Source organism: uncultured Bacteroides sp. (assembly GCF_949298305.1).
Lineage (GTDB): Bacteria > Bacteroidota > Bacteroidia > Bacteroidales > Bacteroidaceae > Bacteroides.
Window position 1 is genome coordinate 34457 of sequence record NZ_CASFWU010000043.1, and the last position, 25612, is coordinate 60068.

The following is a 25612-nucleotide window of genomic DNA, read 5'->3' on the forward strand; positions in this document are numbered from 1 at the left end:
TAACCTAATATTATATTCAAAGACATGAAAACATATCATCATATCATCATCTGCACTTTGCTGACCCTGATGGGCTTTGCTGGCGCATCCTGCACCGACGAAGAAGAGAACGTGCAGAAGTATCCGGCTCCAACCATTACGGACTTCAGTCCCACTGAAGGTTTGCCGAGCAGTGTTGTGACCATTACAGGTACGGAGTTCGGCAACGAACGGACGGAACGCATCGGCCGTGTCTACTTCGGCGGTGTGGAAGCCACGGAGTATGTCAGCTGGTCGGACAACGAGATTCAGGTACGGGTACCCGACGGTGGTGTAAGCGGTCCCATTACCCTCTGGGTTTGGAAGAACCATGTGGAGACGGCTGCCGGGTTTACCTGTGTGCCGGGTGCTGAGATTACGGGCATCACACCCAGTCCCGCTTTCCCCGGCGGTACGATTGTGATAACCGGACGCAATTTCCAGTATTTCCTGGACAAAGGCCTAACGGCTGCCGACGTGACAGTAGAGTTTGCGGCAGAGGAAGGTGTGGTTACGGCTGTTGCCAAAGAATTTACTTCGACCACAGTGACCGTCGACGTGCCACTAGATGCCAAGGGTGGAGCTGTTTCCGTTTCCTTCGGCGATTACCAGAAGGTGAAGGGACCTGAGCTTCCGTTGGTGGGCGATATGACCTTTGTCTTCACCGACTATGTGGAGTGCAACGGAACAGTGAGCATAGCCGACGGCAACATTGACAGCACAAAGGATGGGGCTTACGTCATCTTCAAGTTTACATCGCCGGCCACAGGCCTGTTCGATGCCTATACGATGGCGGCTACCACGAAGGACGGCAGTTACCTGAACGTGAACATCGGAGATAATCTGAACACGCTGAAGACGCAGGCGCTGGACGACCGTCTGACCAAAGATTTGGTTAACGGCGGCAGTTGGACCAACGACAGCAAGGCCACCTACGGCCCCTTCTATCTGGAAGCCGACAAGGAATACTATCTGAAACTGACCTTCCTTCAGGACAACAGCGGAACCTGGGTGGGCAACGTACACGAACTTGGCCTTACCCTCTCCAGTGACCAGAACCAGACACCCGTCAATCCGGGTGCCGACGGTTCGGATGCCGATTATGTCATTTATCAGAACAATTTCAATACGGGTGAGAACTACTATCCCTTTACGGATGCCTGGGCATGGGAGCCCAACTATATAAAGGTTGTAGACCGGTGTCTGGAATTCTACTACAACTATCAGGCCCTGCTGGAGGACGACCGCCGTATGCGTCGCGGCTGCGAGGTGACCTGCGACTTCAAGACTACCACAGAAGGGTGGTATGGCTTCAGGGTCTATTTGCCCGAAGGCAAATTCCCCATGGACGAGAGCGGCATCATCATTGCGCAAATTTTCAATCAGGGTTGCAAGAACTCTTGGGCCGGACACGTGTCCATTGACAACGGTGAATTGAAACTGTCCCACCGCAGGGCGCTGATAGATCCTACCGTGGGCAGTCTTGGCAAACTGGAGACTGACAAGTGGTATCCCATCGTGGTCTACTTCAAGGCCGGCAGAAACAACAAAGGCCATCTGAAGGCATGGGTAGGCGAAGGCATGACCGAAAGTGAGCCCACCTACGACTCGGGCAACTGCGATTTCGGCTTTGCACACTGGGTAGACGATGAAACCTTGGACGATACGGGCACCAATCCGGAGTGTGCCGGCTATAACGGCACCTACGATGCGCTGGGATGCAAGTTCGGACTCTATGTGACGAACAAGACCGACATCACCATCCGTTTCGACGACATCAAGGCCCTCGTGGGTAATCCGGCTGGAGCGTTCGACATCGTGAAACCTTGACAGAGAACAATCCTACAAGCGTTGTTCCGTGAGGAAAGGCGTTCCTTGTACTTTATTATCATTAACACACAGACAGTCTGCCTGCCGCACACACATGCTGTTCCGGCAGGCAGCATTTACAAACCTTTTAATAACTAATCAGACTATGGCAATAGAATCAACCCAAAAAGCCAAACTTACGTTGCGTGCGCAGGACTTGACACTGACAACCGACGTTACTAACGACTATTACCTGACCGTGAAGTTGCAGAAATGCCTCTCGCTGACGGACATTGCCCGCGAGGTGGCCGCACTGAGCACACGTCAGGAAGATGCCGAAGAGGTGGAGCGTATAGTCCGCCGCGCAATGCAGGTGATGAACTGGTTCCTCTCGTCGGGCTACAGCGTCAGCACTCCGCTGGGCTACCTGCGGCCCACCGTCAGCGGTGTGTTGATGGAAAGCGAGCTGACGGGAAGCCCCGACCGAAGTCGCATCACGCTGGGGGTAAGCTACTCCATGAGCGAAGAGATGCGGCAGGCGCTGGCCGACGCCGAACTCGACGTGGAGATACTCAAGGCGGTTTCCGGCCCTCAGCTTTATGGCGTAATCAGCGCGCAGGATGCGTAGCATCCCGAAGCCGTCACCCGTGGCGAGAGTGTACCTATCGCCGGAGGCGAAAACTGCATCATCAAGGGCAAGAAAATCAAGGTGGGCGGTTCGGATCCGGCTGTGGGCGTCACGCTGAAGCGCCAGGACGGCTCGTCGCAGGAGACTTTCTTCTTCCCGCCCTCGAAACTTTATCCCAATACGGCCTCGCAGGTGGGTTTCGTCATGCCGGCTTCGGCCACCGAGGGCTCGGTGTGGAGCGTGACGCTGTGTACGCAGTTAAGCTCCTCGGGCAAGGAACTGAAAGAACCGCGCACGGTGACCATGGCCGACTACTTTGTGGTGGGCGAGGCCTCCGTGCTGCCTCCTTCCGGCGAAACGGGAGGCGATGATGACAACCCGATTGGCTGATGACAGGCCTTCACCTTGTAAGGTGACGGCGTTTCACCTTGTAAGGTGACAGCGTTTCACCTTATGAGGTGGCGGTGTTTCACCTTATAAGGTGAAGTCTCTTCACCACCATAAGCAGAGTATAATTTTCCAAGAAAACATAGCAAGCCGAATGAAAAAACAAGCAAAGCCTTTTGTAAATCTGATGAATGGCCTTACGGGGCAGTCAGGCCGTTGTCTGCTGTTGTACGGAGCCGTCTGTTTCCTGTGTCAGGCCGTTTCTGCACAGCAGGTGCGGGAGGCCGACTTCCGTACAGCCGGCCATCCGCGCGTGTTTGTGACGGAGAGTGACCGGTCCGCCATTCTGGACAAAATAAATACCGTGGACTGGGCAAGGAGTCTCTTCGAGAATCTGCGGAAGGAGGTTGACCCCATTGTGGCTGTCCATCGTGAAAATCCCTCCTACGTCATATCCCGTATGCAGATGCACTGGGAGCCGGGGAAACGTTATACGCGCTTCTACACGGAGGGCAACTTCATCACCCGCCGTGAGGGAAATGCGCAATATCCCACCGTGCGCATCACTTACGGCCGTGCGGCCAGCAACTCCGTACCTCTGGCTCCGCTGGACAAAATCATACCTTACGGCGACGGCTCGCTCACCAAACCGAAAGGAATGGCGACGGGTATCGTGAAACTGACGGAGACGCCGGAAGGGACCTTGTCGCAGATGGGGCAGGCGGTTGCTTACGACACGGTGCCCTTCACCCGTACGGGGCTGGGCACGGAGACCGTGAACCGGAGTTTCATCCAGCTTGCCTGGAAATCGTCCATTCTCTATTACCTTACGGAGAACAAGGATTATGCCAAGCTGGCTGCCGACATCCTGTGGAACTTTGTGAGGGGAGCCTCGCAGCAGGAGCAGGTGAATCCCGACTGGGAGGAACACTCGGACGGGGTTTGCATCAATGGTTATCTCTCTTTCGAGACGCTGGGCGACACACGCCACTTTGCAACGCTGCCTTTGGCCTACGACATGATTTACAATTATCTGCACGACGAGTATTTCGATTCAGAGCAGTTTCTTACAGAGGGGAAACAATGGGCGCTGGGACGTTTTGAGGTGATGTTCAAGCGGCTGATTGAAAACAAACTGAACCGCGGAGGCGGACTGAAAGGCAACTGGAACATGAACGAGCAACAGTCGGCCATGCTCTATGCGCTGGCGTTGGACGCCGACAGCACATACAGCGACGGCAAGGGGCGTGCTTACTACGTGAACAAGCTGGTGTATGGCCCCACGACACCCAGCCACGGAGCCTATGTGGACGTGCTGCGTGCCAACATCAGTCCTGTTACGGGGCTGTGGCCTGAAGCTCCCGGAGGCTACGGGCAGGGGTCGGGAGAGCAGTTGGTCCGCTTCGGTTATATCTATTATAAGAACGGCATTGACCTGCTGTCGCAGGATTCTTTGCTCAGCAAAGTACCTGGTGCCATGTCTCAGATGATGTTTCCTAACGGATATATCACCAACATCGGCGACGCTTCCTATTCCACCATGTTCACCGCGCAGTTAGAGCTGATGATGGCTTATTGTGCCGAAAAGGGGGAGGCCGGACAAGTGGAGTACTGGGCTTCGATGATGAAGTATGCCAAGGAACGTAGTTTCAGCAATGAATTTTATTATGCCCTGTTCTTTTATCTGCCTCAGATCCCGGTCACCGAAGGCCTGCCGCATTTGCCGAGGGTTTCCTATTCGTCGGTCTACTCGTGTGTGTTTGGCAGAAACGTTGCGGACGACTGCAAGGATGCCCTGGCCTTTACGCTGGCAGGGTTTGGCAAGGACATGGGACACCGCCAGCCCAACGGACTGACGATGGAGCTGTATGGACGGGGACATATCCTGGCTCCCGACCAGGGCATCGGACAGGATTATTGGAGCAAGGATACGCATGAATACAAAATGAACGTGGCTGCACACAATACCGTGGTACCCAATGGAGAAGGGGCAGACCTTAACATGCCGCAGAACCTGGAAATTCTTTACTCCGAACCGCGGATTGTGGAAGGAGGTGAACCGGAGATAGAACTATCGCCCAACCACCAGTTTGTCGAGGTTGCCAATCACTTCTATACGAAAGACATCCGTGCGGAGCAACGCCGTGCCGTACTTTTGGTGCGCACCTCGCCGCAGACCGGATATTTTGTAGACATCTTCCGTTCGGACGTGACGGACGGTGAAGACCGTTATCACGACTACATCTATCACAACATGGGCGTGGGTGCAGAGGTGTACGATGCTTCGGGCAACCTCATGCGCTTGTCGGCCGGATTGCTCGATTCGTTGTCGGGCAAAGGTTATGCGTATTTTACCACACTGGCTTCGCAAGTGGCCGATGAAGGCTTTCAGGCCGATTTCCACTTGGGCGTGGACGATGTTCATACGCGTATGTTTGTCCCTGCCTCTAAGGACAGAACCGTTTATCAGCTGAATTCTTTGTTCAACCATCGCTATTACGAACCTTCCTTGCGCAAGCTGCCCGTTCCGGCAGTGCTTGTCAGACAGCAGGGTGAGGCATGGAACCGGCCTTTCGTGGCTGTGTACGAACCATACGGTAACGGCGCCGAGGCGCAGATCAGCTCGGTAAATACGGCGGAAAGCCGGAAGCAGAAGGGGGTAGACAAATTGTCGGTGGAATATAAGCAGGGCAACCGCGCCGACCACATCATTCACTCGGTCAATCCTCGTGCGGAGGCTGACTATATGGGCATCCGTTTCAAGGGTACGTTAGCGGTTGTGACAGTATGTGGAGAGACTCCCAGTTCGGTCTATATCGTGGACGGTCATTCCCTGCGGATGAAGGGCCTGACAGTGAAATCGGCTAACAACGAACCGTTTGATGCCCTGCTGGAATGGAAGGATGGTGTCCTGACTTGTCGTTCGGAACAGGAAATTATCGTTAAGTCATCGGCTGTACAGACGGTCGTAAAAGAGTAAATACGAGTATGAGAATCGGAAGAATCATAAAATTGGGACTGATGGGGCTTGCGAGCCCGTTGCTATTGTCTGCCCAGAACATTACGGACCTGGCCGTGATGAACGACCGCTCGTCGGATGCTTTTGTTCTGGAGGACGGACAGTCTGCCGTGGACGATTCGGTGTTTCTGCACCCCGACCGCATCCGGTTTGACAATCGCTGCATTCAGATTGAGGGTGAGGATGTATTTCTGTTTAGCGGAGCATTCCATTATTTCCGGGTGCCGCAACCGCTCTGGCCCGACCGCTTCAGCAAACTGAAGAAGGCTGGCTTCAATTGCGTGGAGACATATATTCCCTGGAACTGGCACGAACAGCGTATGCCGAAGTCTGTCAGTGATGAGTCTTGTCTCGACATGACACTGTTGGAAGATTTTCTGAAGATGGCCGAAGAGTTCGGACTTTATGTGATAGTCCGTCCGGGGCCTTACATCTGTGCGGAGTGGAGCGGGGGAGGATTCCCGCAATGGCTCATGCGCAAGAAACCGGCAAAGCCCAAATATGAGACCTGGTTGCAGAGTACCGACGAGGAATTTATGCGCTGGAACGAACACTGGTACAAGGCTGTGTGTCGGGTGGTGGCTCCTCATCAGCTGCCCCGTAAGGAGAAAGGAAGCGGTGGAGTCATTCTGTTTCAGATAGAGAACGAGTTCAACCGCATCAAGTGGTTTTCCAAAGAGAGCAAGAAAGAATACCTGGAAGGACTTTGGCAGATAGTGCGCAATCATGGCATAGAAGTGCCGATTGTCACTTGCTGGACGGATGAGGCCCGGAATGCCGGGAGTGGAACCCTGAACGGAGTGCTTGACATGGTAAACAGTTATCCGAAGTGGAATGTGGAGGGCAGCTTCGGACGCCTGATAAACCAACAGCTCAAGACCCAGCCGGGCAAACCTCTACTGTCGGGCGAGCTGCAGGGAGGATGGATGAGCGAAGTGGGTGGAAAGCTCAGCTGGGAACAGGACGGACTGCTGCCGGTGCAGACACAGAACATTACGCTCTATGCCCTGCAACGGGGCTTTTGCGGCATCAATTATTATATGGCCGTAGGCGGGACGAATTTCGACGATTGGGGTGCCCGCCAGATGACGACCACGTACGACTATGCGGCAGCCATCGGCGAGGATGGATCGCTCAACGACAGGTACAGGAGGCTGACGGGACTGGCAGAATTCGTCAAGGAACATGGTACACGCATTGTCCGTGCCTCCCTGGAGCCGACCGACTATACGACGACCGACGAGGCTGTGAAGCTGGCTGTGCGCAAAGCCGCGAACGGAGACAGATATTATTTCGTGAGAACTGAAGAGCATACCCGGCACCATTTCGGCACCTTGAAGACGGCAGACGTGACACTGGATTTCTCCTTGGAGCCTTTCGGGGCGATGGTTTGCTATCTGCCCGCCGGCGTACAAAGCGGTAAGTGGTATCCGGAACTGCCAGAGCCCGGTTTCCGTCCTTGTGTGGAAGCGGACAGTATATGGCTGGAGGCCTCGCAAGGAACGCCGGACAGGCTACCGGCAAAGTGGAAGAAACTGAAAAAAGGATACTATCTGGACGATGAGGGAATATACGGCCGTCATTTCGTATATTACAGATGTCATGCTGCCGAAGGCGGCTTGCTGGAGGTGGGCAGAATTGGAGACAAACTCATAAACGGAACGGACAAAGACGAGGTGCTGGTGAAGGCGGCCGGACAATTGCTGCCCGTGTGGCAGGAAAACGATACCTGTGCTGCTTACAGACTGCCCGGCGATTCGCTCTCCGGCAAGCGTATGGAGGTACTGATGCTGTTTGAAAGCAAGGGACTGCACCACCATACCAAGAAGGTGGTGGAAGATTATTGGTGCATAGGTCCCGACTTTGTGCGTTGCAACGGGAAAGACCTGACACTCTATTATGCTTACACGGAAAAGGAAAGAGGAGAGGCATACTCTTCGGGAACAGCGTCTGCTGACAGGGATGAGGCAGGTACCGGTACAGCCGATGACGCACTGCTGGTATGGCATGAGTATTCTTTTACTATGCCGGCTGACGTGCCTGAGGTGAATGTTCCTTATCACCTATATATGGAGCACAGTGGCAATGGATTCATTTACCTGAACGGCCATTGTCTGGGCCGCTGCTGGGAGGCAGGGCCGCAGAACAGCTATTACCTGCCTGAGTGTTGGCTCAACCGAGGCGGCACCAACCGGATAGTGGTCAGCATGAGGCCTGTCGATGGAGAAGCTGATATACGAAAGGCAGTAGTTGTGCCTGCGATTTGGGCAACCATGCGTGAAACAAATAAAGATTAACATTATAAATTATATCACATGAAGAAAGCGATTATTAGTTTAGCTATGCTGCTGGCAGGCTCATGTCTGTGGGCACAGACAGTAGATGTGAAGGGCAAAGGGGAACGTTTTGCCCATTATTGGAGTGTAGGTACCTGCGCCGGGCGTGCCAACGAGGGTTTGCGTACCAGCTGGGTGGAACAGTTGAAACTGTCGAAGGAACATTGCGGCTTCCAATATTTGAGGATGCACGGGCTGTTTGACGATGACATGTTTGTCTATTTCGAGAAACCGGACGGACGGGCTGTCTATAACTGGCAGTATGTTGACGAAGTGTACGACCGTATGCTGGCTGTGGGTGTGAAACCGTTCGTGGAGTTGTCTTTCTTTCCCAAAGGAATTGCTGCGGACAACAGCAAGATGCAGATGTGGTATCGTAACCGTGTGAGTTTCGACGAAAGCCGGTTGGGCAAGTGGCACGACCTGGTGAAAGCCTTCACGCAGCATGTCGTAGACCGGTATGGCATAGACGAGGTCCTGACTTGGTATTTCGAGGTGTGGAACGAGCCTAATCTGAACACCAATCCCAAGGCCGGATTCTTTGACGGCACCAAGAGCGACTATTTCAAACTATATAAGGCATCTGCCGCTGCCGTGAAGTCGGTGGACGGGCGTTTGAAGGTGGGCGGACCAGCCACGAGTAACTTCATTGCCGACACACGCTACGACGGCGAGGTGTACGACCAGACCAAGTCGCGCTTCTATGCTCAGGACAAGATTAACAAGCAGCAATGGAAGGGTTCTTGGATAGCAGACTTCATTGACTATTGCGAGAAGGAGAATCTGCCTTTGGACTTCATTTCCACCCATCCGTATCCGACAGACTACGCGCTCGACCCCGAGAGCGGAAAGAGCAAGGATGCTGTACGTTATGTATATTCTCTCCGCGACGACATCAGCTGGATAAAGGCACAGCTTGCCAAGAGCAAATATCCCAATGCGGAAATACACCTGACGGAGTGGAGCACCAGCCCCAACAGCCGCGACAAGATGCACGACATCCTGCCACCTGCCGCTTACATTCTGAAGTGCAATCTGGATTGCATCGGTATGGTCAATTCGCTGATGTATTGGACCTTTACCGATATTTTCGAGGAAAAGGGCGGGGGCGAGAGTATTTTCCACGGTGGCTTTGGCATGATTAACTTTCAGGGATTGGTGAAGCCTTCGTTCCATGCTTATAGAATGTTGAACCAATTGGGAGATGAGAAGTTGTATTATGCCGACCCGCTCTTTGTGAGCCGTTCGTCCAAGACGGGAAAAGTGATTGCACTTGCATTCAATTATCCCAAGGAATATGAGGAAGCGGTTCCTTCGGCCAAGAACTTTTCCAACTATATGGAAGCATCGTCCAAGCAGGTGGACTTTACATTGACAGGGCTGAGACCTGGTAGCGCCTTTGTGATAGAAACGCTTGACAAAGAGCATGGCAATGTCTACGATGACTATGTGGAAATAGGTGCTCCGCATTCGCCTACACGTGAGGAGACGGCCTATCTGAAGCAAAAGGCATGGGACACGCAGAAAGAAGTCGTGCGGGTGGCGGCAGACGGTACCCTTACGCTGAAACGTGAATTGTCTCCTTGGACTTGTGTGCTGATTAAAGAACTGTAAATGAGACATCTTATTGGGAATTTATGATGAAGCGTTGGATATTAATGGTGTGGCTGGCCTGTTCCGTCGGTGGATGGGCCGGCAATCTGAAACTTTGGTATAGCCGACCCGCTGCGGAATGGACGGAGGCATTGCCTTTGGGCAATTCCCGACTGGGGGTAATGATGTATGGAGGTACAGAACACGAAGAGCTGCAACTGAACGAAGAAACGGTGTGGGGAGGAGGCCCCCATCGGAATGACAGTCCCAATGCCCGCAAGGCTCTGGCTGAAATCAGGCAACTGGTTTTTGCCGGACGCTATCGGGAAGCACAGCAGCTGGTAGGAAAGAATTTCGAGACACCGCGTAATGGAATGCCCTATCAGACCATAGGGAGTCTGATGCTTCATTTCGTGGGACACGACAATGTATCTCATTATAGCAGGGAACTGGATTTGGAAAAGGCAGTGGCTGTGGTGCAATATGAAGCGAATGGAACAACATATCGCAGGGAAGTCTTTACTTCGTTGACAGACCAGGTGGTGATTGTAAGGCTGACGGCAGACAGACCGGGAGCCATCTCTTTTGATGCTTCGTTCAAGTCTCCTTTGGAGCATCGCGTGAAACAGTGGAGCAACCGCCTGGTGCTGACAGCTGCAGGACAGGAACATGAAGGGGTGGCAGGTGCCATCAAGGTGGAAACTCAGCTTGCGGCAGTGAACGAAGGAGGAAAAGTGATGGCTGGCGGACAGACATTGCGGGTAAAAGGGGCTGACGCAGTGACCCTTTACCTTTCGGCTGCCACCAATTTTGTCAATTACAGAAATGTAAGCGGAAATGCGCATAAACGGGCGGCAGAGTATTTGGATGCGGCCCTTAAAGTGACTTATTCGGAAGCCAGGGAAAAGCACGTGGCGGCTTATCGCAGACAGTTCGACCGCGTCAGCCTCGATTTGGGTACGTCACGGCGGGATACCTTGGAGACCGATACCCGCATCAGGATGTTTGGCGATGGAAAAGACCCATCGTTGGCTACACTGTTATTTCAGTATGGGCGTTATCTGTTGATTTCGTCTTCCCAACCGGGAGGGCAGCCGGCCAATTTGCAGGGTATTTGGAATAAAGATTTGTTGGCTCCGTGGGATGGCAAATATACGGTCAATATCAATTTGCAGATGAATTATTGGCCAGCCGAGGTCGCTAACCTCAGCGAATGCCATCTGCCACTGATGCAGATGCTGAAGGATTTGTCGGAGAGTGGTCGGGAAACCGCCCGCGTCATGTATGGTTGCAGAGGATGGGTGCTTCATCATAATACGGATATATGGCGTTGTACGGGAATGGTGGACAAAGCCTTTTGGGGAATGTGGCCCAATGGAGGCGCGTGGTTGTGCCAACATCTATGGCAACATTATCTGTACACTGGCGACAGGGAGTTCTTGAAAGAAGTATTTCCCATCATGAAGGGTGCCTCTGACTTCTTTCTGGATTTTCTGGTGGTGCATCCTCGTTATGGCTGGCTGGTGACTTGCCCTTCCAGTTCGCCGGAACACGGTCCGGAAGGAGATGAAAAGAATAACGCTGTCTCTACGGTGGCCGGTTGCACGATGGATAATCAGATTGTGTTTGAACTGTTATCAAATACAAGAGAGGCTTCCCTCGTGCTGGGAGGTGATGAAAAATATCAGGATACGTTGATGGCCACCCTGAACCGCTTGCCTCCCATGCAGATTGGAAAGTACAATCAGTTGCAGGAGTGGCTGGAGGATGTGGACAATCCTGCAGACAAACATCGTCATATTTCCCATGCTTACGGCCTTTATCCGGGAAATCAGATTTCTCCGTATCGTCATCCTGCATTGTTTCAGGCAGTGAAGAATACATTGCTGCAGCGGGGCGATGAAGCGACAGGATGGTCTATCGGCTGGAAAATCAATCTTTGGGCACGGCTACAGGACGGTAATCACGCCTATCGCATTATCAGTAATCTGTTCCAGGGGCGCATCTATCCCAACCTGTTTGATGCCCATCCTCCTTTTCAGATTGACGGCAATTTCGGATATACGGCCGGAGTAGCCGAGATGCTGCTTCAAAGCCATGACGGGGCAGTTCATCTGTTGCCGGCTTTGCCGGATGTATGGCCACAGGGTAAAGTGGAGGGGTTGAAAGCACGAGGCGGGTTTGAAGTCGGCATGGAGTGGGGAAACGGGCAGTTGGAAAAGGTTGCTGTCCACTCAGTTTTAGGAGGCATTCTCCGTTTACGTTCTTATGTTCCTCTAAAGGGCAAAGGGCTGAGGAAGGCGAGTGGAGAAAATCCGAATGAGTATTATCGGGTACCCGCTATCAAACAACCTTTGTCTGCTGGTTCGCTACAACTTCAGTATCCTCTTTTGCATCGTGTGTACGAGTATGATGTAGAAACGGAGGCAGGGAAAACGTATAAATTCTTCCGGGGAGAGTGAGAGTCATCTATGGGTCATTTTCTTTCTGATTTATGACATTCTTTAGCGCCAAAAGACTATATTTGTAAATCGAGTGAGAAATCGGCGTATGCCCGGGAATGTTTGGGGTTCCTCGGACATCGGGTATGGGCAAGTTGTTTACCTTAAATTGAGAAGAAATGATTATTCTGCGTACCCTGAAAGACATCTCTTCGCGCAACATTGTGGCGAGTATTCTGCTTTTTGCAACGGCCATTTTTGCTGCAATAGTGGCCAACTCTTCTTGGGCTCCTTTTTATCAGCAATTTCTTTCCCAGGAACTGCACCTGTGTATTGGCGATTTCAATCTGTTTTCTCATGGCGGTCATCCGTTGACGGTTATCGAATTCATTAACGACGGACTGATGGCGCTCTTTTTCTTGGCTGTGGGACTTGAAATCAAACGGGAGCTGCTGGTAGGCGAGCTATCCTCTTTCCGCAAAGCCATCCTGCCGTTCATTGCCGCGTGCGGGGGAATGATTCTGCCTGTCATCATCTATTCCTTCTGGGTACAGACCGATATGCCGGAGGCCAGGGGTATGGCTATTCCGATGGCTACGGACATTGCTTTCTCTTTGGGGGTACTTAGCTTGTTGGGTAATCGGGTGCCATTGAGCCTGAAGATATTCCTGACGGCTTTTGCCGTGGTCGATGATGTGGGAGGGATTCTGGTCATTGCTTTGTTCTATAGTTCCACGGTGTCTTATTTCTATTTGATTGCGGTAGCTGTGCTTTATGCCGTGTTGTATTATATGGGACGTTTCGGCAGGGTGCAGAAGGTCGTTTTCTGGCTGTTTGGAGTCGCCATTTGGTATCTGTTCCTTCAGTCTGGCATTCACAGTACCATTTCGGGTGTTATATTGGCTTTTGCCATTCCGGCCCGTCCGCGGCTGGATGCCGGCAAGTACATCAGACGCATCCGCAACGTCATCAGTACTTTTCCCGTCTCCAGTCCGGACAACATCGTGCTGACCAACGAGCAGATTGCTGCCCTGAAGCAAGTGGAACACGCCTCAGACCGTGTCATCAGTCCACTCCAGTCGTTAGAGGACCACTTGCGCACTTCGGTCAACTTTATTATTCTTCCTCTCTTTGCCTTTGCCAACGCCGGCGTGGTGTTCAGTGGCAACGGCGAACTCTTGGGTAATGTCAGTATGGCAGTTGCCTCAGGGCTATTGCTGGGCAAGTTTGTGGGCATCTACCTGTTTACCTGGCTGGCTATTAAGATTGGGCTAGCTCCCATGCCGAACGGGATGGACTGGAAAAATCTGGCGGGAGTGTCGATGCTTGGCGGAGTAGGCTTCACGGTATCCCTGTTCATAGCCAACCTTTCGTTTTCAGCCAATTATCCGGATTTGCTGAATCAGGCGAAATTCGGTGTGCTTTGTGGCACCGTTCTTTCCGGCATAGTGGGCTATATCCTATTGCGCATTTTTTTATCTTCTCGAAATGCTTCAGACACATTGTAACTTGATTTAGGTAATGGTAGCCTTATGGATTACTGCTTCAGGAAGGTGTGCAAAACTAAGTGATGCTCTCTATTCCCTCCTTCAGATACTTTTGTTTTGACACAACCTCCTTGCATGATACCCCTCTTTAAAGAATTGTGGGAGGGGTGAGGAGATTGCGCACATACTTTCAATTTGTCCGGAATGTCTGGAATATACTTTCTTGAAGTCGGATTTAGGAGGGTTTTGCTGACATGGACTTTCTGCGAAAAACGCGAAATAGAGACCGGAAAGGCACTTTTGAGGTATTTGGAACGTCCACCAAGCAAGTTCTGTTCATCCACAATGCTTGCTTTGTTTGTCCACAATGCTTGTGCGGAGTGTGCAGAATGCTTGTTCGGTGCGTACAGAATGCTTGTTCGGAGTGCTAAAAAGCCATGTTTTGGTCTCCCAAAAGGGTAGTTAGAGCCTCCAATGTGGCTTTTGGGAGCCGTAAAGTGGGTATAATTTCCTTTCAGTAGCTGTTTTTTTTTCTCTTTCAAATGTAAGGATTTCGCTATCCTTCTGTCGTACATCTTGTTACTGCTTTTCTCTTTCGTTTTTTCGTCCAAACCGGACGGAAGGTCGAAAAAACGGATTCTCACGCATTGGGAAAGTCAAAGTGTCAAAATGTAAAGAAAGGAAACATACGGTCAGTACAATCGGGATGTGTGTATTCAAGCCCTTGTCTCAATGACTATTTTCAGGGTTTACCTGATTTTAATCTCGCAGTTGTCCAGGCTCTCGATGATGGCCAGGCTTTCCACATGGATGCCTGCCGAGCGCAGCTCGTCGCCGCCGTGCTGGAAGGCTTTCTCAATGATGAAGCCCATGCCCATGAGTTCGGCGCCTGCCTGGCGCACCAGGTCAATGATGCCCTTGGCCGCGTTGCCGTTGGCCAGGAAGTCGTCTATGAACAATACCTTGTCGCCCGGGCCGAGAAAGTCACGGCTGACGCAGACATCATAGGTGCGCTGTTTGGTGAAGGAGAAGACCGAGGTTGTCAGCATGTTTTCCATGGTGCTGGGCTTTTTCTTCTTGGCAAAGACGACGGGCAGTTCCAGCAGATACCCCACCATGATGGCGGGGGCGATGCCGCTGGCCTCTACGGTGATGACTTTGTTGATGGGAGTGGAAGCGAAGCGGCGCACAAATTCCACGCCGATGCTTTTCATCAGGATGGGGTCCATCTGGTGGTTGATGAAGTTGTCTACTTTCAAGATGCCACCGGGGAAGCAGCGTCCGTCGCGGAGGATGCGGTCTTTCAATACTTTCATAATTCTTTCTCTATTGATTTAGTTCTGATTTCCCGTTGCTGGCAGGCTCGTCGTCTTCTTCGTCGGCCGGTAACAAGGTGGAAGGGATGCGTTTCTTGGGCGTGAGCCCCATGCCGCATAATAGTTCGGCCTGTCGCACTACACTACCTCGTCCTTCGGACAGCTGCTTCAGCGCATTGTTATACTCACCCTGTAGCTTGTCCAGTTGCGAACCGAGGTTAGTGAAAGTACGTGCAAAGTCCACGATACGTTCGTAGAGCGACGTGCCCCGTTTGATGATGGCCTGTACGTTCTTCACCTGATTCTCCCGTTTCCACAGGTCGAGCGAGAGGCGAAGGGCGCTGATGAGGTTGGTGGGGCTCATCAGGACGACTTTCTTGTTGTAGGCATATTCCCACAGGTTGGCATCGCTCTGCACGGCCAGCAGGTAGGCTCCCTCGGTGGGGATGAACATCATGACGAAGTCCGGCGCCTTGACGTCGTAGTGCGAATAGTCCTTGCGGCTTAGTTCGTCAATGTGGGCACGTACGGACTGCAGGTGTGCCTTCAGGCAACGGGCCTGCTCGTCCTTGTCTTCGGCGGCGGTGTAGGCGGCATAAGCAGTGAGGGACACTTTGGAGTCGATAATCATTTCGCGGTCGTCGGGATAGCGGACGATGATGTCGGGCTGCATGCGTTGGCCGCTCTCTTCGTTGGTCAGCACTTCGCCCCGCTCGTCGCGCAGGAACTCCTGACGGAAGTAGTGTTCGCCTTCGATGAGGCCCGATGCTTCGAGCAAGCGTTCCAATATGACTTCACCCCAGTTGCCCTGCATCTTTGAGTCGCCTTTCAGGGCGCGGGTCAGGTTGTTGGCCTCTTCGCTCAGGCGGTTGTTCAGTTCCACCAGCTCCTTGATGCGTTCGCCCAGCGAGAAACGTTCCTTGGCTTCGGTGTTGTATGCCTGTTCCACCTTTTCGCGGAAGTCTTTGAGGTTGTCGCCCAAGGGGCGGAGCAGGTCGCCGATGTGTTCGGCGTTGAGCCGCTTGAAGTCGTCGGCCTTGCTTTGGAAGATGCGGTTGGACAGGGCTTCGAACTCGGCGTTCATGCGGCGGTGCAGGGCTTCGGCCTCTTCGCGCTGTTCGGTGAGACGTTTCTCCAGTTGCTGCCGTTGTTCGGCCAGGCGTTCGGCGAAGTGCCGTTCCTGCTCGGCCAGGCGTTCGTCGGCCTGTCTCTCGGCTGCCTTCAGCCGTTCGTCGGCAACGACCTTTTCGCGGGCCAGGCGTTCTTCGGTGGTTCGGTTCAGCAGTTCTTCACGCTGGCGGGCAGCTTCGAGCTGTGCTTTGACGGCAGCGGTCTTCCGTCCCGCGGCCAGCCAGCCGATGGCTCCGCCTGCGGTGAGTCCTGCTACAAGTGTCAGTATGTCCATGGCGGGGTGGGGGTTATTCGGTCAGCACTTCGTTTCCGTTTTCGGTTATCAGTACCATACTCTCCCATTGGGCCGATGGCAGGCCGTCGTCGGTGCAGACAGTCCATCCGTCGGCTTCGTCGATGAAGACTTCGTAGCTCCCCATGTTGATCATCGGTTCGATGGTGAAGGTCATGCCAGGTACAATCATCATGCCCGTTCCTTTCTTGCCGAAATGTTCCACGTCGGGCTCTTCGTGGAACTTGATGCCGCATCCGTGGCCGCACAGGTCGCGCACTACGCTATAACCGTTCTTTTCAGCATGTTCCTGAATGGCGGCTCCAAGGTCACCCAACCTTGTCCAAGGTTGCGCCATCTGTACGCCGATGTCACGGCATTCGCGGGTCACTTCAACCAACCGTTTCATCTCGGGGCTTACTTCGCCTATCAGAAACATACGTGAGGCATCGGAGAAATAACCCTTGTAGATGGTCGATACATCGACGTTGACGATGTCACCGCTTTTCAGGATTTCCTTGGTACTGGGTATGCCGTGGCAGACGACATCATTGATGCTGGTACATACGCTTTTGGGATAGCCTTCGTAGAGGAAGGGGGCGGGGATGGCATCGTGGTCGGTGGTGAAGCAATAGACCATGTGGTCTATCTCGGCAGTGGACATGCCCTCGCGGATGTTCGCGGCGATATAGTCGAGCAGGGCGGTATTGATTTTGGCGCTTTCGCGTATGCCGGCCACTTGCTCTTCGGTGCGGAGCAGGTGACGTTGCGGCAGGCGGTAGCCTTCTTTCTTATATTGCTGTATTTTGGCTTCAACCTCATCGGAATAGTTTTTGGGAGTGAAGCGCATTCCTTTTATCAATTTCTTCATATTGTCATCTCTTTTTGTTACGGTATGCAAAAGTACGCAATTACTTTGGTAATTGGACGGCCGCCTTTCGTTTTTTAGCAGCTTTGTAACTTCGATTCAATCTTATTGCAACATGTATTGTCCACTTTTGCATTGCCAAACAAGAATAAAGGAGACTGATTATGGAACTGAACAGAAATGATTACACAGTAGAAGCTGCCCCCGGAGGCGGATTCTTTGCTTATTATCGGAATAATTTGTTGTGCGGAGCTTACGGTGAAACGCCCGATGAAGCTTGCGAGAATCTGGAAGGCGTTATCAATGACTTTGTAAGCGAGATGTACATGGTTGAGGAGTATGTCTGACCGGAGGTGCGGAGACGTTTCTTACATTCATTCATAGATTCTCTTCAGTAGGAGGTGTCAGGACTGGGTCCGACTCTTGACAGAAGGTTGCCGGCTTTTCGCCGATGGTCTGATGTCAGGTAGAGGAACAGCTTTGACACACTCTTTTGTTTGTGAGCATGCTTGTTGTAAGAGCAGACTGGATTTTAAATTGAATATAAATATGAAAATGTTATGGTAAAGAAGGCTAGTAACAAGAAACTTTTAGAGGAAGCATATATAGAGAGAGACTTGAGTTGGATGTATTTCAACCGCCGCATTCTTCAGGAAGCAGCCAAACAACAGATTCCTCTTTTGGAGAGATTGGGATTTCTGGGTATCTATTCAAACAATCTTGACGAGTTCTTCCGGGTACGTATGGCAACTTTGAACCGGATAGCCGAATGTGAGGACAGAACCGTACGCATTGAACGTGAACGTGCCCGACAGCTTATCAAGCAGCTGAACAAGCTGAATAACAAATATGCCAAGGAATATGAGCTGGTTATTAACGACGTTACCCGACAGTTACGCGCCGAGCATATTTATCTGCTAAAGGAGGATGAACTTGATGAGGAACAGCAGCAGTATGTACGTTCATTTTTTCAGTCCCGTCTGAGTGGGTTTGTTACTCCTGTGTGGATTTCTGCCGTTAAGCAATTGGCTTACGAGACCGATGAAAACATCTATCTGGCCGTGAAGATGCACGCCGGTGGAAGAAAGAAGGCTGACTATGCTTTGATAGAACTGCCGGTGTCTGTGTGTGGCCGCTTTATCCGTCTGCCTGATAAAGGCGGCAACAATTACCTGATGTATTTGGATGATATTATCCGTTTCTGCCTTCCTCAGATTTTCCGAGGTTTGGACTACGAGCATTTTGAAGCGTATGCATTCAAGTTTACCAAGGATGCCGAAATGGAAATAGATAACGATTTGCGCAACGGTATGTTGCAGAAAATTTCCAAAGGGGTGAAAAGTCGCAAAAAGGGAGATGCGCTGAGGGTAATATATGATGCTGCCATGCCGGCGGATTTACACAAACGGGTGATGAATATGCTGAATTTGGACAAGCTGGATACGGTGCTGGCCGGAGGACGCTATCATAACCATAAGGACCTGATGGCTTTTCCCGATTGTGGCCGGAAAGACTTGAAATACCCCCAATGGGAGCCGTTGGTGCGTCCTGAGCTGGCAGGCGGAGAAAGCTTGTTGAAGCTGGTACAGCAGGCCGACCGTTTTATCCATGTGCCTTACCACAGTTTTGACCATTACATCCGTCTGCTGCAGGAAGCTGCGCTGAACAAGCAGGTGAAAAGCATTAAGACGACTCTCTATCGGCTGGCCAGAGATTCTAAGGTGGTGAGAGCTCTGATTGGGGCTGCCCGTAATGGCAAGAAGGTGACGGTGGTCATTGAGTTGTTGGCCCGCTTTGACGAGGCGTCCAACATCAGTTGGTCAAAGAAAATGCAGGACGCCGGTATTCATGTTATTTTTGGCGTGGAGAATCTGAAGGTGCATTCCAAGATTACCCACATCGGGATGAAGAACGGTAAAGACATTGCTTGTATCAGTACCGGCAATTTTCATGAAGGCAATGCGCGGATGTACACCGACTATATGCTGATGACCGCTGCCGGCAATGTGGTGCGTGATGTCAATTCCGTTTTCACTTTTATCGAGAAGCCTTACATGCCGGTGACATTCAAGGAACTGCTGGTGTCGCCTAACGAAATGAAAAAGAGGTTCATGCGGCTGATTGATACCGAAATCAAAAACAAATTGCTGGGCAAGCCGGCTTATATCCGCCTTAAGGTCAATCATATCACCGACCGTGACATGGTGAAGAAACTCTATGAAGCCTCATCCAACGGGGTACCTGTCGATTTGCTGGTACGCGGTAACTGTTCGCTGGTGGCCGGTGTTCCGGGTTTGAGCGAGAGTATGCACATCTGTGGCATTATAGACCGTTATCTGGAACATTCGCGTATCTTCATCTTTGCCTCTGGAGGCGATGAGAAGTGTTTCATTGGGTCGGCAGACTGGATGCCGCGTAATCTGGACAACCGTGTAGAAGTGGTGACACCCGTTTACGAACCGGCTATCAAGGCCGATTTGGCCCGTGTTATAGATTACGGACTGCGGGACACTCTGCAAGGAAGGGTCGTGGACGGAAGTGGCGAGAATCTCTCTTGGTCTACAGAGGAGAATGTTCCGTTCCGTTCGCAGGAAGAATTGTACAAGTATTATAAGGAAAATAATTTGTCTCAAGAAAAACAATAGAACGAAATATGAGTCAGAAATGTTATGCCGCCATCGATATCGGCTCAAATGCCGTGCGGCTTTTAATCAAGAGGAAGGAAAAAAATGAGGTTCTGGAGAATGAACGGTTGTCTAAGGTGTTGATGCTCAGAGTTCCGCTTCGCTTGGGCTTCGATGTATTTGCATTAGGTGAACTTTCAGAAAATAAGGCTGTAAAATTACGTCGGTTAATGAAGGCTTTCCGTCAATTGATGAAGATTTATGAAGTGACGGACTATCGTGCGTGTGCCACTTCGGCCATGCGTGACGCACGTAATGGAAAAACGGTCATCAAGAAAATACTGAAAGATACTGGTATTCGTATTGAAATTATCGACGGACAGGAAGAAGCCCGAATAATTTACAACAATCATATTGAATGTTTGGAAGATCGTACCGGGAATTACATTTACGTGGATGTGGGTGGAGGCAGCACGGAAATCAATTTGTTGACTAATGGTGTGTTGGTTCAATCACTTTCTTACAACATCGGTACTGTGCGTATGCTGAGTGATGCCGTGAAAGAAGAAACCTGGAGTCAGATGGAGAACGACTTGATTCGCCTGACTGATAGTTTTACGGATATCAACATCATCGGATCGGGTGGGAACATAAACAAACTCTACAGGTTGGCGGAGAAGAAGGACAAGAAACAGCAACGAATGCCTATTTCGTCCCTAAGGTCGATGTACGAAAAACTTGCCCCTCTTACCCCAGAACAACGTATGAAAGAGTTTGAACTAAAGGCTGACCGTGCCGATGTTATTGTGCCTGCCGCCAAAATCTTTCTGATTATAGCGGAAATCGTAAAGGCTGAATACATTCACGTCCCTGTCATCGGTTTGGCAGATGGTATTATTGACAGCTTGTATGTGCAGGATGGTGTCGACGAATCAGAATAACTATCTTTTTATAAGCAAATTGAAAACGAAACTTGCAGAGTATGATTCTATGTTCAAATTAGCCATCTAACTTTTTATGCTGAGCCGGGCAAGGTAGTCGTAGTGACATCCTTCCTGTACCAGTTCAGCTTGAAACCCGTTCTCAGAGGCATAATAGGAAAGAGACTGGAAGTCGATGTAGAGCCAATCGAAAGAATCCCCCAAGATATCCTTGTATTGCATCTGGAAGTCTATTTCGCCGTAATAGCTGCCGCTCAAGTCGATGGCCAGACTTCCGTCTTCTTCCTCGAACAGGTAGCGCAAGTCGCTGGAGTCCATATAAACACATCCTGTCGGAGCAAGAATCTGTTTTAGCTTGCGAAAGAATACAGGCATGTTCTCAGTCTTTCCTATGATACCCGAACCGTTCATCAACATCAGTATGGTGTCATATGAGCCGCAAAACCGTTCGTCAAACAGATTGGCTTGTGTGGCATGGACTACACCACGCAGGTGCATAACCTTTACTGACAGTTGAGAGATATCAATGGCATGCACTTCTTTTCCAGCCTCTTGCAGAGCTAAGGAGTGGCAGCCGCTTCCTGCTCCAACATCCAGTATTTTGCCTGTAGCCAGCTGTAAGGCTCTCTTTTCTAATGGCGGCATCTGTTTTTCTGTACGGAACAATTTCCGGACCGGAATCTCGTCTTCGTCAAATTGAGAAGAGAACACCCGCAACCTGCCCGCCTTATGGTGGCGGGCATAGTCGGCTATGGCGTTTCCCATAGGATCTTTTTCGGGTGTGAGCAAACCTTTATTTATCATACAGTTTATTCATCTTTTGTGACGGTTGGCACGTTTACGCCTTATTTCGGCTTTCATCTTGGCAGCTCCTGACCCGTGCAGGCCTGTGATGTAAGTCTTCTTTTTGGCTTTGGTCTTGATTTTATTTTCTTCTTTTGTTTTTTCCTTTTTGCCTTTGAAGACGATACCGCCCATCATGGCTTCTTCTATACTCATAAGTCCTCAAGTTACGTGTGACGTTTGAATTTATTATCGTGTAGGAAGGATTTCAATCCAGTAGTCGTCAGGGTCATTGATAAAGTACAGTCCCATGGACGTATTCTCGAAGCAAACCCATCCGTTGTCCTTGTGGTATTGACGTATGGCATCGTAATCGCCGTCTACGCGGAAACACAGATGACTTTCGTTTTCACCTAATTCGTAGGGTTGAGTGTGGTCTTTTAGGCAGGTAAGTTCCAAGAGAAATGGGCTGTGCCCGTCTGTCAGGTACACTAAGGTGAATGAACCGTCTGCTGCTTCCTTGCGGTGGCTTTCTTTTAAGCCAAGCGCTTTCTCGTAAAAGGTTATGCTACGTTCCAAATTGGTAACGTTGATATTGAAATGATCGAATTTGCTTTTTATTTCCATGTTGTTTAAAGTGAATATTTGGGAATAAAATTACTTTATCATAGCTTTAATTATCTCACCGATATACATACGTGGTTGGCCTTCCAAAGGTTCTTGTGACGGCATTTTTTTACATTCCAGCATTATTGACGGTTCCTTTTGGCCGTTAGGGTAAAAACGTACGGTATAAGTTTCGGCTTGATCAAGTTGTTCGTGTACCTGATCTGGTGAGAGGAAAGTATAAATAACAGGCTTGCCAGACAATTTACCGAGCGATCCGCCTGCATTGGCTGTCATGGTGGTCATATTGAAGCTATCTGTTCCGATCGCAATTACTAGCTTGCCGTTACCCATTTGAATAAGGTCTGATGATAGCTGGTCGGGTACTACTTCCTTATAGAAGGCTTTGGCCGGAATCCGGTCTTGGGGTGTTGTTACAGGTACGGCCTTAGGTTTTTGTTCGAGATTGATAACTATATTACCGGAAGAAGCAGCTTTTTGTTCATTCAATTTGTTGTCGCTGAGGGCGTTGTTTGACACATTGATTGAGCTGGCACTCAGAGCTTGGGTTACTTCAAGGTTTAGGTTATCTACAAAGTCAACAGTCTTTCTACGCCATTTAGCAAGTCCGCGCACTAATTTAGTTTTACTCTTGTTTAGTGCATATTTGTCTGTTATCCATTCTTCTGCTGTGTATTTTTCTTCTCCTTCCCTATATTCGTAACGTATTTTTCCTATTTCTAGGATACATTTCTCAGGTTGGCATGTCGCAGTGAGTTGATATTGGATTTCTGTACGGTCCAATGACAAGGCAGTAGACTTGAACACAATCCATTCTTCTCCTATACCTACAATTTGTCCTTTATCAGGATTTGAGTAGACTACTCGACTGTTGTTTTCATTCTTCTTTAAGTCTGTTTCCATCCATGTCAGTACGCGGTTATAAATTTCGTCTTGTGACATGCCTGGAATGTTAAATTCTTGAGTGAATACTACTTTCCCGTCTATTTCAGGAACAGCTCCTACTAAATATCTGCTGTCATCGTCTTTTTGTGCTTGCATGAGTGTAGGCAGACAAAAGCAGAAAAATGCAAAAATAATTTGTGTCAGATTCTTCATAATAATAGTATGTTTTATAGAATAATGTTGAAACTTTCTCCTCGGTGAGTAATATTTAAAAAGTGGCATCCTTTGCTCTCGGCAAACGGACGGAAGGCTTGTGCCCCCGGGTAGTCCTCACCAAAATGCATGGGAGCAAATATAGTGGTTTTAATTCGTTCGACAAATTGTTCGGCTCCCCGCATGTAGTCCCGACCCATCCGTCTGTCTACGGGGAACATAGCTACATCCACCAATGGGGCGGTTTGAAGGATGGGTTTCAGTTCGGCCAGAAAGTCACCCTCGGCTTTGCGGATTTCTTCGGGTGTGGATTCTTCATTCCAATGCCAGTTGTTGAGGTCGCCGGCATGGAACAGACGGATACCTTGTAGGTCGATGAGGAAAGAAACGCCGATGTCTGTGGAGCCGAATGCCTGGATGCGCAGGTCTCCGTTCTCGTAGACGTCGCCCTTACGGATGTAGAAGGCATCTCCAGCCTGTGCGCGGCGGTGCTTTAGAATGTCTTTGGAAAAAATGTACTGAATATCTGGGCGTATCTCCTTCCAGGACAGGACTTCCTTATTGAAATGGTCAGGGTGGAAATGGCTGGAGAGCACGTACAGGCTGCCTGGCCTTTGTAGCAGGCTATCGTGGACAATACCCTTGTTGTTGGCCTCTTCCGAGGAGTCCTTATAATAATCTATGATGACGGTTACTCCATCTGCTTCGATGGCAAAGCCACTATGATAGATATAATCTAATTTCATATTGTTGACACATTTCGTGGTGCAATATTACAAAAAACACGACATAAATCTTGGCCAGTGCCTGTTATTTTATGTAAACCCCATCCATTGTTTTAAAGGCAGATTATGTCTCTAGTCCTACTTTAAATTTTAACTTCGTTTTCTAGCGGTTTCTGGAGGGTGAAGTCTTTGATGTTTTGCAGGGTCGTAGTGGCAATGTTAGCCAATGCTTCGCGGGTAAAGAAAGCTTGGTGTGAGGTTACAATGACGTTGTTGAACGAAAGCAGGCGGGCTAAGGTGTCGTCGTCAATGATGCGGTCGGACTGGTCTTCGTAAAAATAATCGCCTTCTTCTTCGTAGACATCCAGTCCGGCTGAACCAATCTTCTTGTTTTTCAGTCCTTCTATCAGGGCGTTGGTGTGGATGAGCTGGCCTCGTCCCGTGTTGATGATCATCACCCCATCCTTCATTTTGCTGATGGAGTAGTCGTTAATGAGATATTTGGTCTGCTCGGTCAGCGGGCAGTGTAGAGAAATGATGTCTGAACTGTGATAGAGTTCATCCAAGGAGGTGTAGACCACTTGGTGTTCGCGTGCGAAGTTGTAGTCGGGGTAGAGGTCGTAGGCCAGGATGTTCATGCCGAAGCCGCGCAGGATGCAGATCAGCTTCTTGGCTATCTTGCCCGTGCCGATGATGCCGGCCGTCTTGCCATACATGTCGAATCCCAGCAGTCCGTGCAGGGAGAAGTTGCCGTCGCGCGTGCGCCACGTCGCACGGGGGATCTTGCGGTTGAGCGACAACATGAGGGCTACCGTGTATTCAGCCACGGCATAGGGCGAATAGGCCGGCACACGCACCACCGTGATGCCGTATGCGGCAGCAGCTTTCAGGTCAACATTGTTGAAACCTGCACAGCGCAGGGCCAGCAGCTTAACTCCGTTTTCGGCCATGGTGCGCAAGACCTCCTCGTTGGCCGTGTCGTTGACAAAGATGCAGGCGGCGTCCACTCCTTTGGTCAGAATGACGTTGTTTTTATTGAGGTGTCCTTTATAAAAACGAAGTTCAAAGCCATAGTCTTTATTCTTTTCACTGAAGGAATCTTCGTCGTAGGGCTTGCTTCCGAAAAATGCGATGGTAAATGCCATAATCGTTGAAGTTTGATTGGAGTTGGTTTTTAATATATGGTTCCCGATAGTGGAAACTGGTTACAAATATAGGATATTTCAGCTTTCCAAATTGCTTTATCCGTATTAAAGTGTCGTTTTACTCCTGATAAAGAACAATAAATAGACTTGATTGTATCATATATATCATGCAGATATTGGATATGCAGGAACTTGCAGGACTTCAATAGGACGAGTTGTTGTCAGAGAAACAATTATCAGACAGGAAAGTTGGGGACATATTAAAATAACGTGAGTTCGAAATAAGAACAAATATATTTTACTGATAATTAGAAACATAGCAATAAAAGTATTAAATTTATAGTGTCCAATTATAACATTTAAAC

The 25612-nt window shown here is 50.3% G+C and carries 21 protein-coding genes; 11 read left to right on the top strand and 10 right to left on the bottom strand.

The window, feature by feature from the left end; translation table 11 throughout:
* Window positions 1–24 precede the first annotated feature (24 nt).
* From Q1Y74_RS07570 to nhaA, 8 genes are all read left to right on the top strand, one after another.
* Entirely contained in the window at window positions 25–1848 is a 1824-nt protein-coding gene (locus tag Q1Y74_RS07570; RefSeq protein WP_300813498.1) for an IPT/TIG domain-containing protein, read from the top strand.
* 145 nt (window positions 1849–1993) lie between these two features.
* The gene (locus tag Q1Y74_RS07575; RefSeq protein WP_300813499.1) at window positions 1994–2455 is read left to right on the top strand and encodes a DNA-binding domain-containing protein; all 462 of its coding nucleotides are present in this window, start codon (window positions 1994–1996) and stop codon (window positions 2453–2455) included.
* 36 nt (window positions 2456–2491) lie between these two features.
* Window positions 2492–2845, top strand: coding sequence for a DUF4469 domain-containing protein (locus Q1Y74_RS07580; protein WP_300813538.1), 354 nt, complete (start codon window positions 2492–2494; stop codon window positions 2843–2845).
* Window positions 2846–2996: 151 nt separating this feature from the next.
* Entirely contained in the window at window positions 2997–5822 is a 2826-nt protein-coding gene (locus Q1Y74_RS07585) for a hypothetical protein (RefSeq protein WP_300813500.1), read from the top strand.
* An 8-nt stretch (window positions 5823–5830) separates the two neighbouring features.
* Window positions 5831–8158, top strand: coding sequence for a beta-galactosidase (locus tag Q1Y74_RS07590; protein ID WP_300813502.1), 2328 nt, complete (start codon window positions 5831–5833; stop codon window positions 8156–8158).
* Window positions 8159–8176: 18 nt separating this feature from the next.
* Window positions 8177–9811, top strand: coding sequence for a glycoside hydrolase (locus Q1Y74_RS07595; protein ID WP_300813504.1), 1635 nt, complete (start codon window positions 8177–8179; stop codon window positions 9809–9811).
* A 26-nt stretch (window positions 9812–9837) separates the two neighbouring features.
* Window positions 9838–12252, top strand: coding sequence for a glycoside hydrolase family 95 protein (locus tag Q1Y74_RS07600; RefSeq protein ID WP_300813540.1), 2415 nt, complete (start codon window positions 9838–9840; stop codon window positions 12250–12252).
* 158 nt (window positions 12253–12410) lie between these two features.
* On the top strand, window positions 12411–13739 hold the full coding sequence (gene nhaA / locus Q1Y74_RS07605) for a Na+/H+ antiporter NhaA (RefSeq protein WP_300813506.1): 1329 nt from the start codon (window positions 12411–12413) through the stop codon (window positions 13737–13739).
* Window positions 13740–13768: 29 nt separating this feature from the next.
* Here nhaA and Q1Y74_RS07610 read toward each other — a convergent pair whose 3' ends face one another.
* The 4 genes from Q1Y74_RS07610 to map form a co-directional block, all read right to left on the bottom strand.
* Entirely contained in the window at window positions 13769–14293 is a 525-nt protein-coding gene (locus tag Q1Y74_RS07610) for a hypothetical protein (protein WP_300813508.1), read from the bottom strand.
* Window positions 14294–14467: 174 nt separating this feature from the next.
* A complete protein-coding gene (xpt, locus tag Q1Y74_RS07615; protein WP_300813509.1) occupies window positions 14468–15034 on the bottom strand; it encodes a xanthine phosphoribosyltransferase in 567 nt (188 codons plus the stop codon).
* A gap of 10 nt (window positions 15035–15044) precedes the next feature.
* Window positions 15045–16439, bottom strand: coding sequence for a DNA recombination protein RmuC (rmuC, locus tag Q1Y74_RS07620; RefSeq protein ID WP_300813512.1), 1395 nt, complete (start codon window positions 16437–16439; stop codon window positions 15045–15047).
* Window positions 16440–16452: 13 nt separating this feature from the next.
* A complete protein-coding gene (map, locus tag Q1Y74_RS07625) occupies window positions 16453–17307 on the bottom strand; it encodes a type I methionyl aminopeptidase (protein WP_300813513.1) in 855 nt (284 codons plus the stop codon).
* 161 nt (window positions 17308–17468) lie between these two features.
* Between map and Q1Y74_RS07630 the strand changes: the two genes are divergently transcribed.
* The 3 genes from Q1Y74_RS07630 (at window position 17469) to Q1Y74_RS07640 (ending at window position 20869) form a co-directional block, all read left to right on the top strand.
* Window positions 17469–17651 (top strand): hypothetical protein, encoded by a 183-nt coding sequence (locus Q1Y74_RS07630; RefSeq protein ID WP_300813514.1) that lies wholly within the window; start codon window positions 17469–17471, stop codon window positions 17649–17651.
* A gap of 213 nt (window positions 17652–17864) precedes the next feature.
* Entirely contained in the window at window positions 17865–19949 is a 2085-nt protein-coding gene (locus Q1Y74_RS07635; RefSeq protein ID WP_300813515.1) for an RNA degradosome polyphosphate kinase, read from the top strand.
* A gap of 8 nt (window positions 19950–19957) precedes the next feature.
* The gene (locus tag Q1Y74_RS07640; RefSeq protein ID WP_300813516.1) at window positions 19958–20869 is read left to right on the top strand and encodes a Ppx/GppA family phosphatase; all 912 of its coding nucleotides are present in this window, start codon (window positions 19958–19960) and stop codon (window positions 20867–20869) included.
* Window positions 20870–20935: 66 nt separating this feature from the next.
* Here Q1Y74_RS07640 and Q1Y74_RS07645 read toward each other — a convergent pair whose 3' ends face one another.
* The 6 genes from Q1Y74_RS07645 to Q1Y74_RS07670 all read right to left on the bottom strand — a co-directional run bounded on the left by Q1Y74_RS07645 (window position 20936) and on the right by Q1Y74_RS07670 (window position 25247).
* Complete coding sequence (locus Q1Y74_RS07645; RefSeq protein ID WP_300813518.1) at window positions 20936–21673, bottom strand: class I SAM-dependent methyltransferase; 738 nt, start codon at window positions 21671–21673, stop codon at window positions 20936–20938.
* 9 nt (window positions 21674–21682) lie between these two features.
* Window positions 21683–21868: a hypothetical protein gene (locus Q1Y74_RS07650; RefSeq protein WP_300813520.1), complete on the bottom strand. Its 186-nt coding sequence runs from the start codon at window positions 21866–21868 to the stop codon at window positions 21683–21685.
* 33 nt (window positions 21869–21901) lie between these two features.
* A complete protein-coding gene (locus Q1Y74_RS07655) occupies window positions 21902–22279 on the bottom strand; it encodes a VOC family protein (RefSeq protein ID WP_300813522.1) in 378 nt (125 codons plus the stop codon).
* A 30-nt stretch (window positions 22280–22309) separates the two neighbouring features.
* Entirely contained in the window at window positions 22310–23377 is a 1068-nt protein-coding gene (locus Q1Y74_RS07660) for a DUF4468 domain-containing protein (protein ID WP_300813524.1), read from the bottom strand.
* 14 nt (window positions 23378–23391) lie between these two features.
* Window positions 23392–24123, bottom strand: coding sequence for an MBL fold metallo-hydrolase (locus Q1Y74_RS07665; protein WP_300813526.1), 732 nt, complete (start codon window positions 24121–24123; stop codon window positions 23392–23394).
* A gap of 122 nt (window positions 24124–24245) precedes the next feature.
* Window positions 24246–25247, bottom strand: coding sequence for a 2-hydroxyacid dehydrogenase (locus tag Q1Y74_RS07670; protein WP_300813528.1), 1002 nt, complete (start codon window positions 25245–25247; stop codon window positions 24246–24248).
* Window positions 25248–25612: the final 365 nt, after the last annotated feature.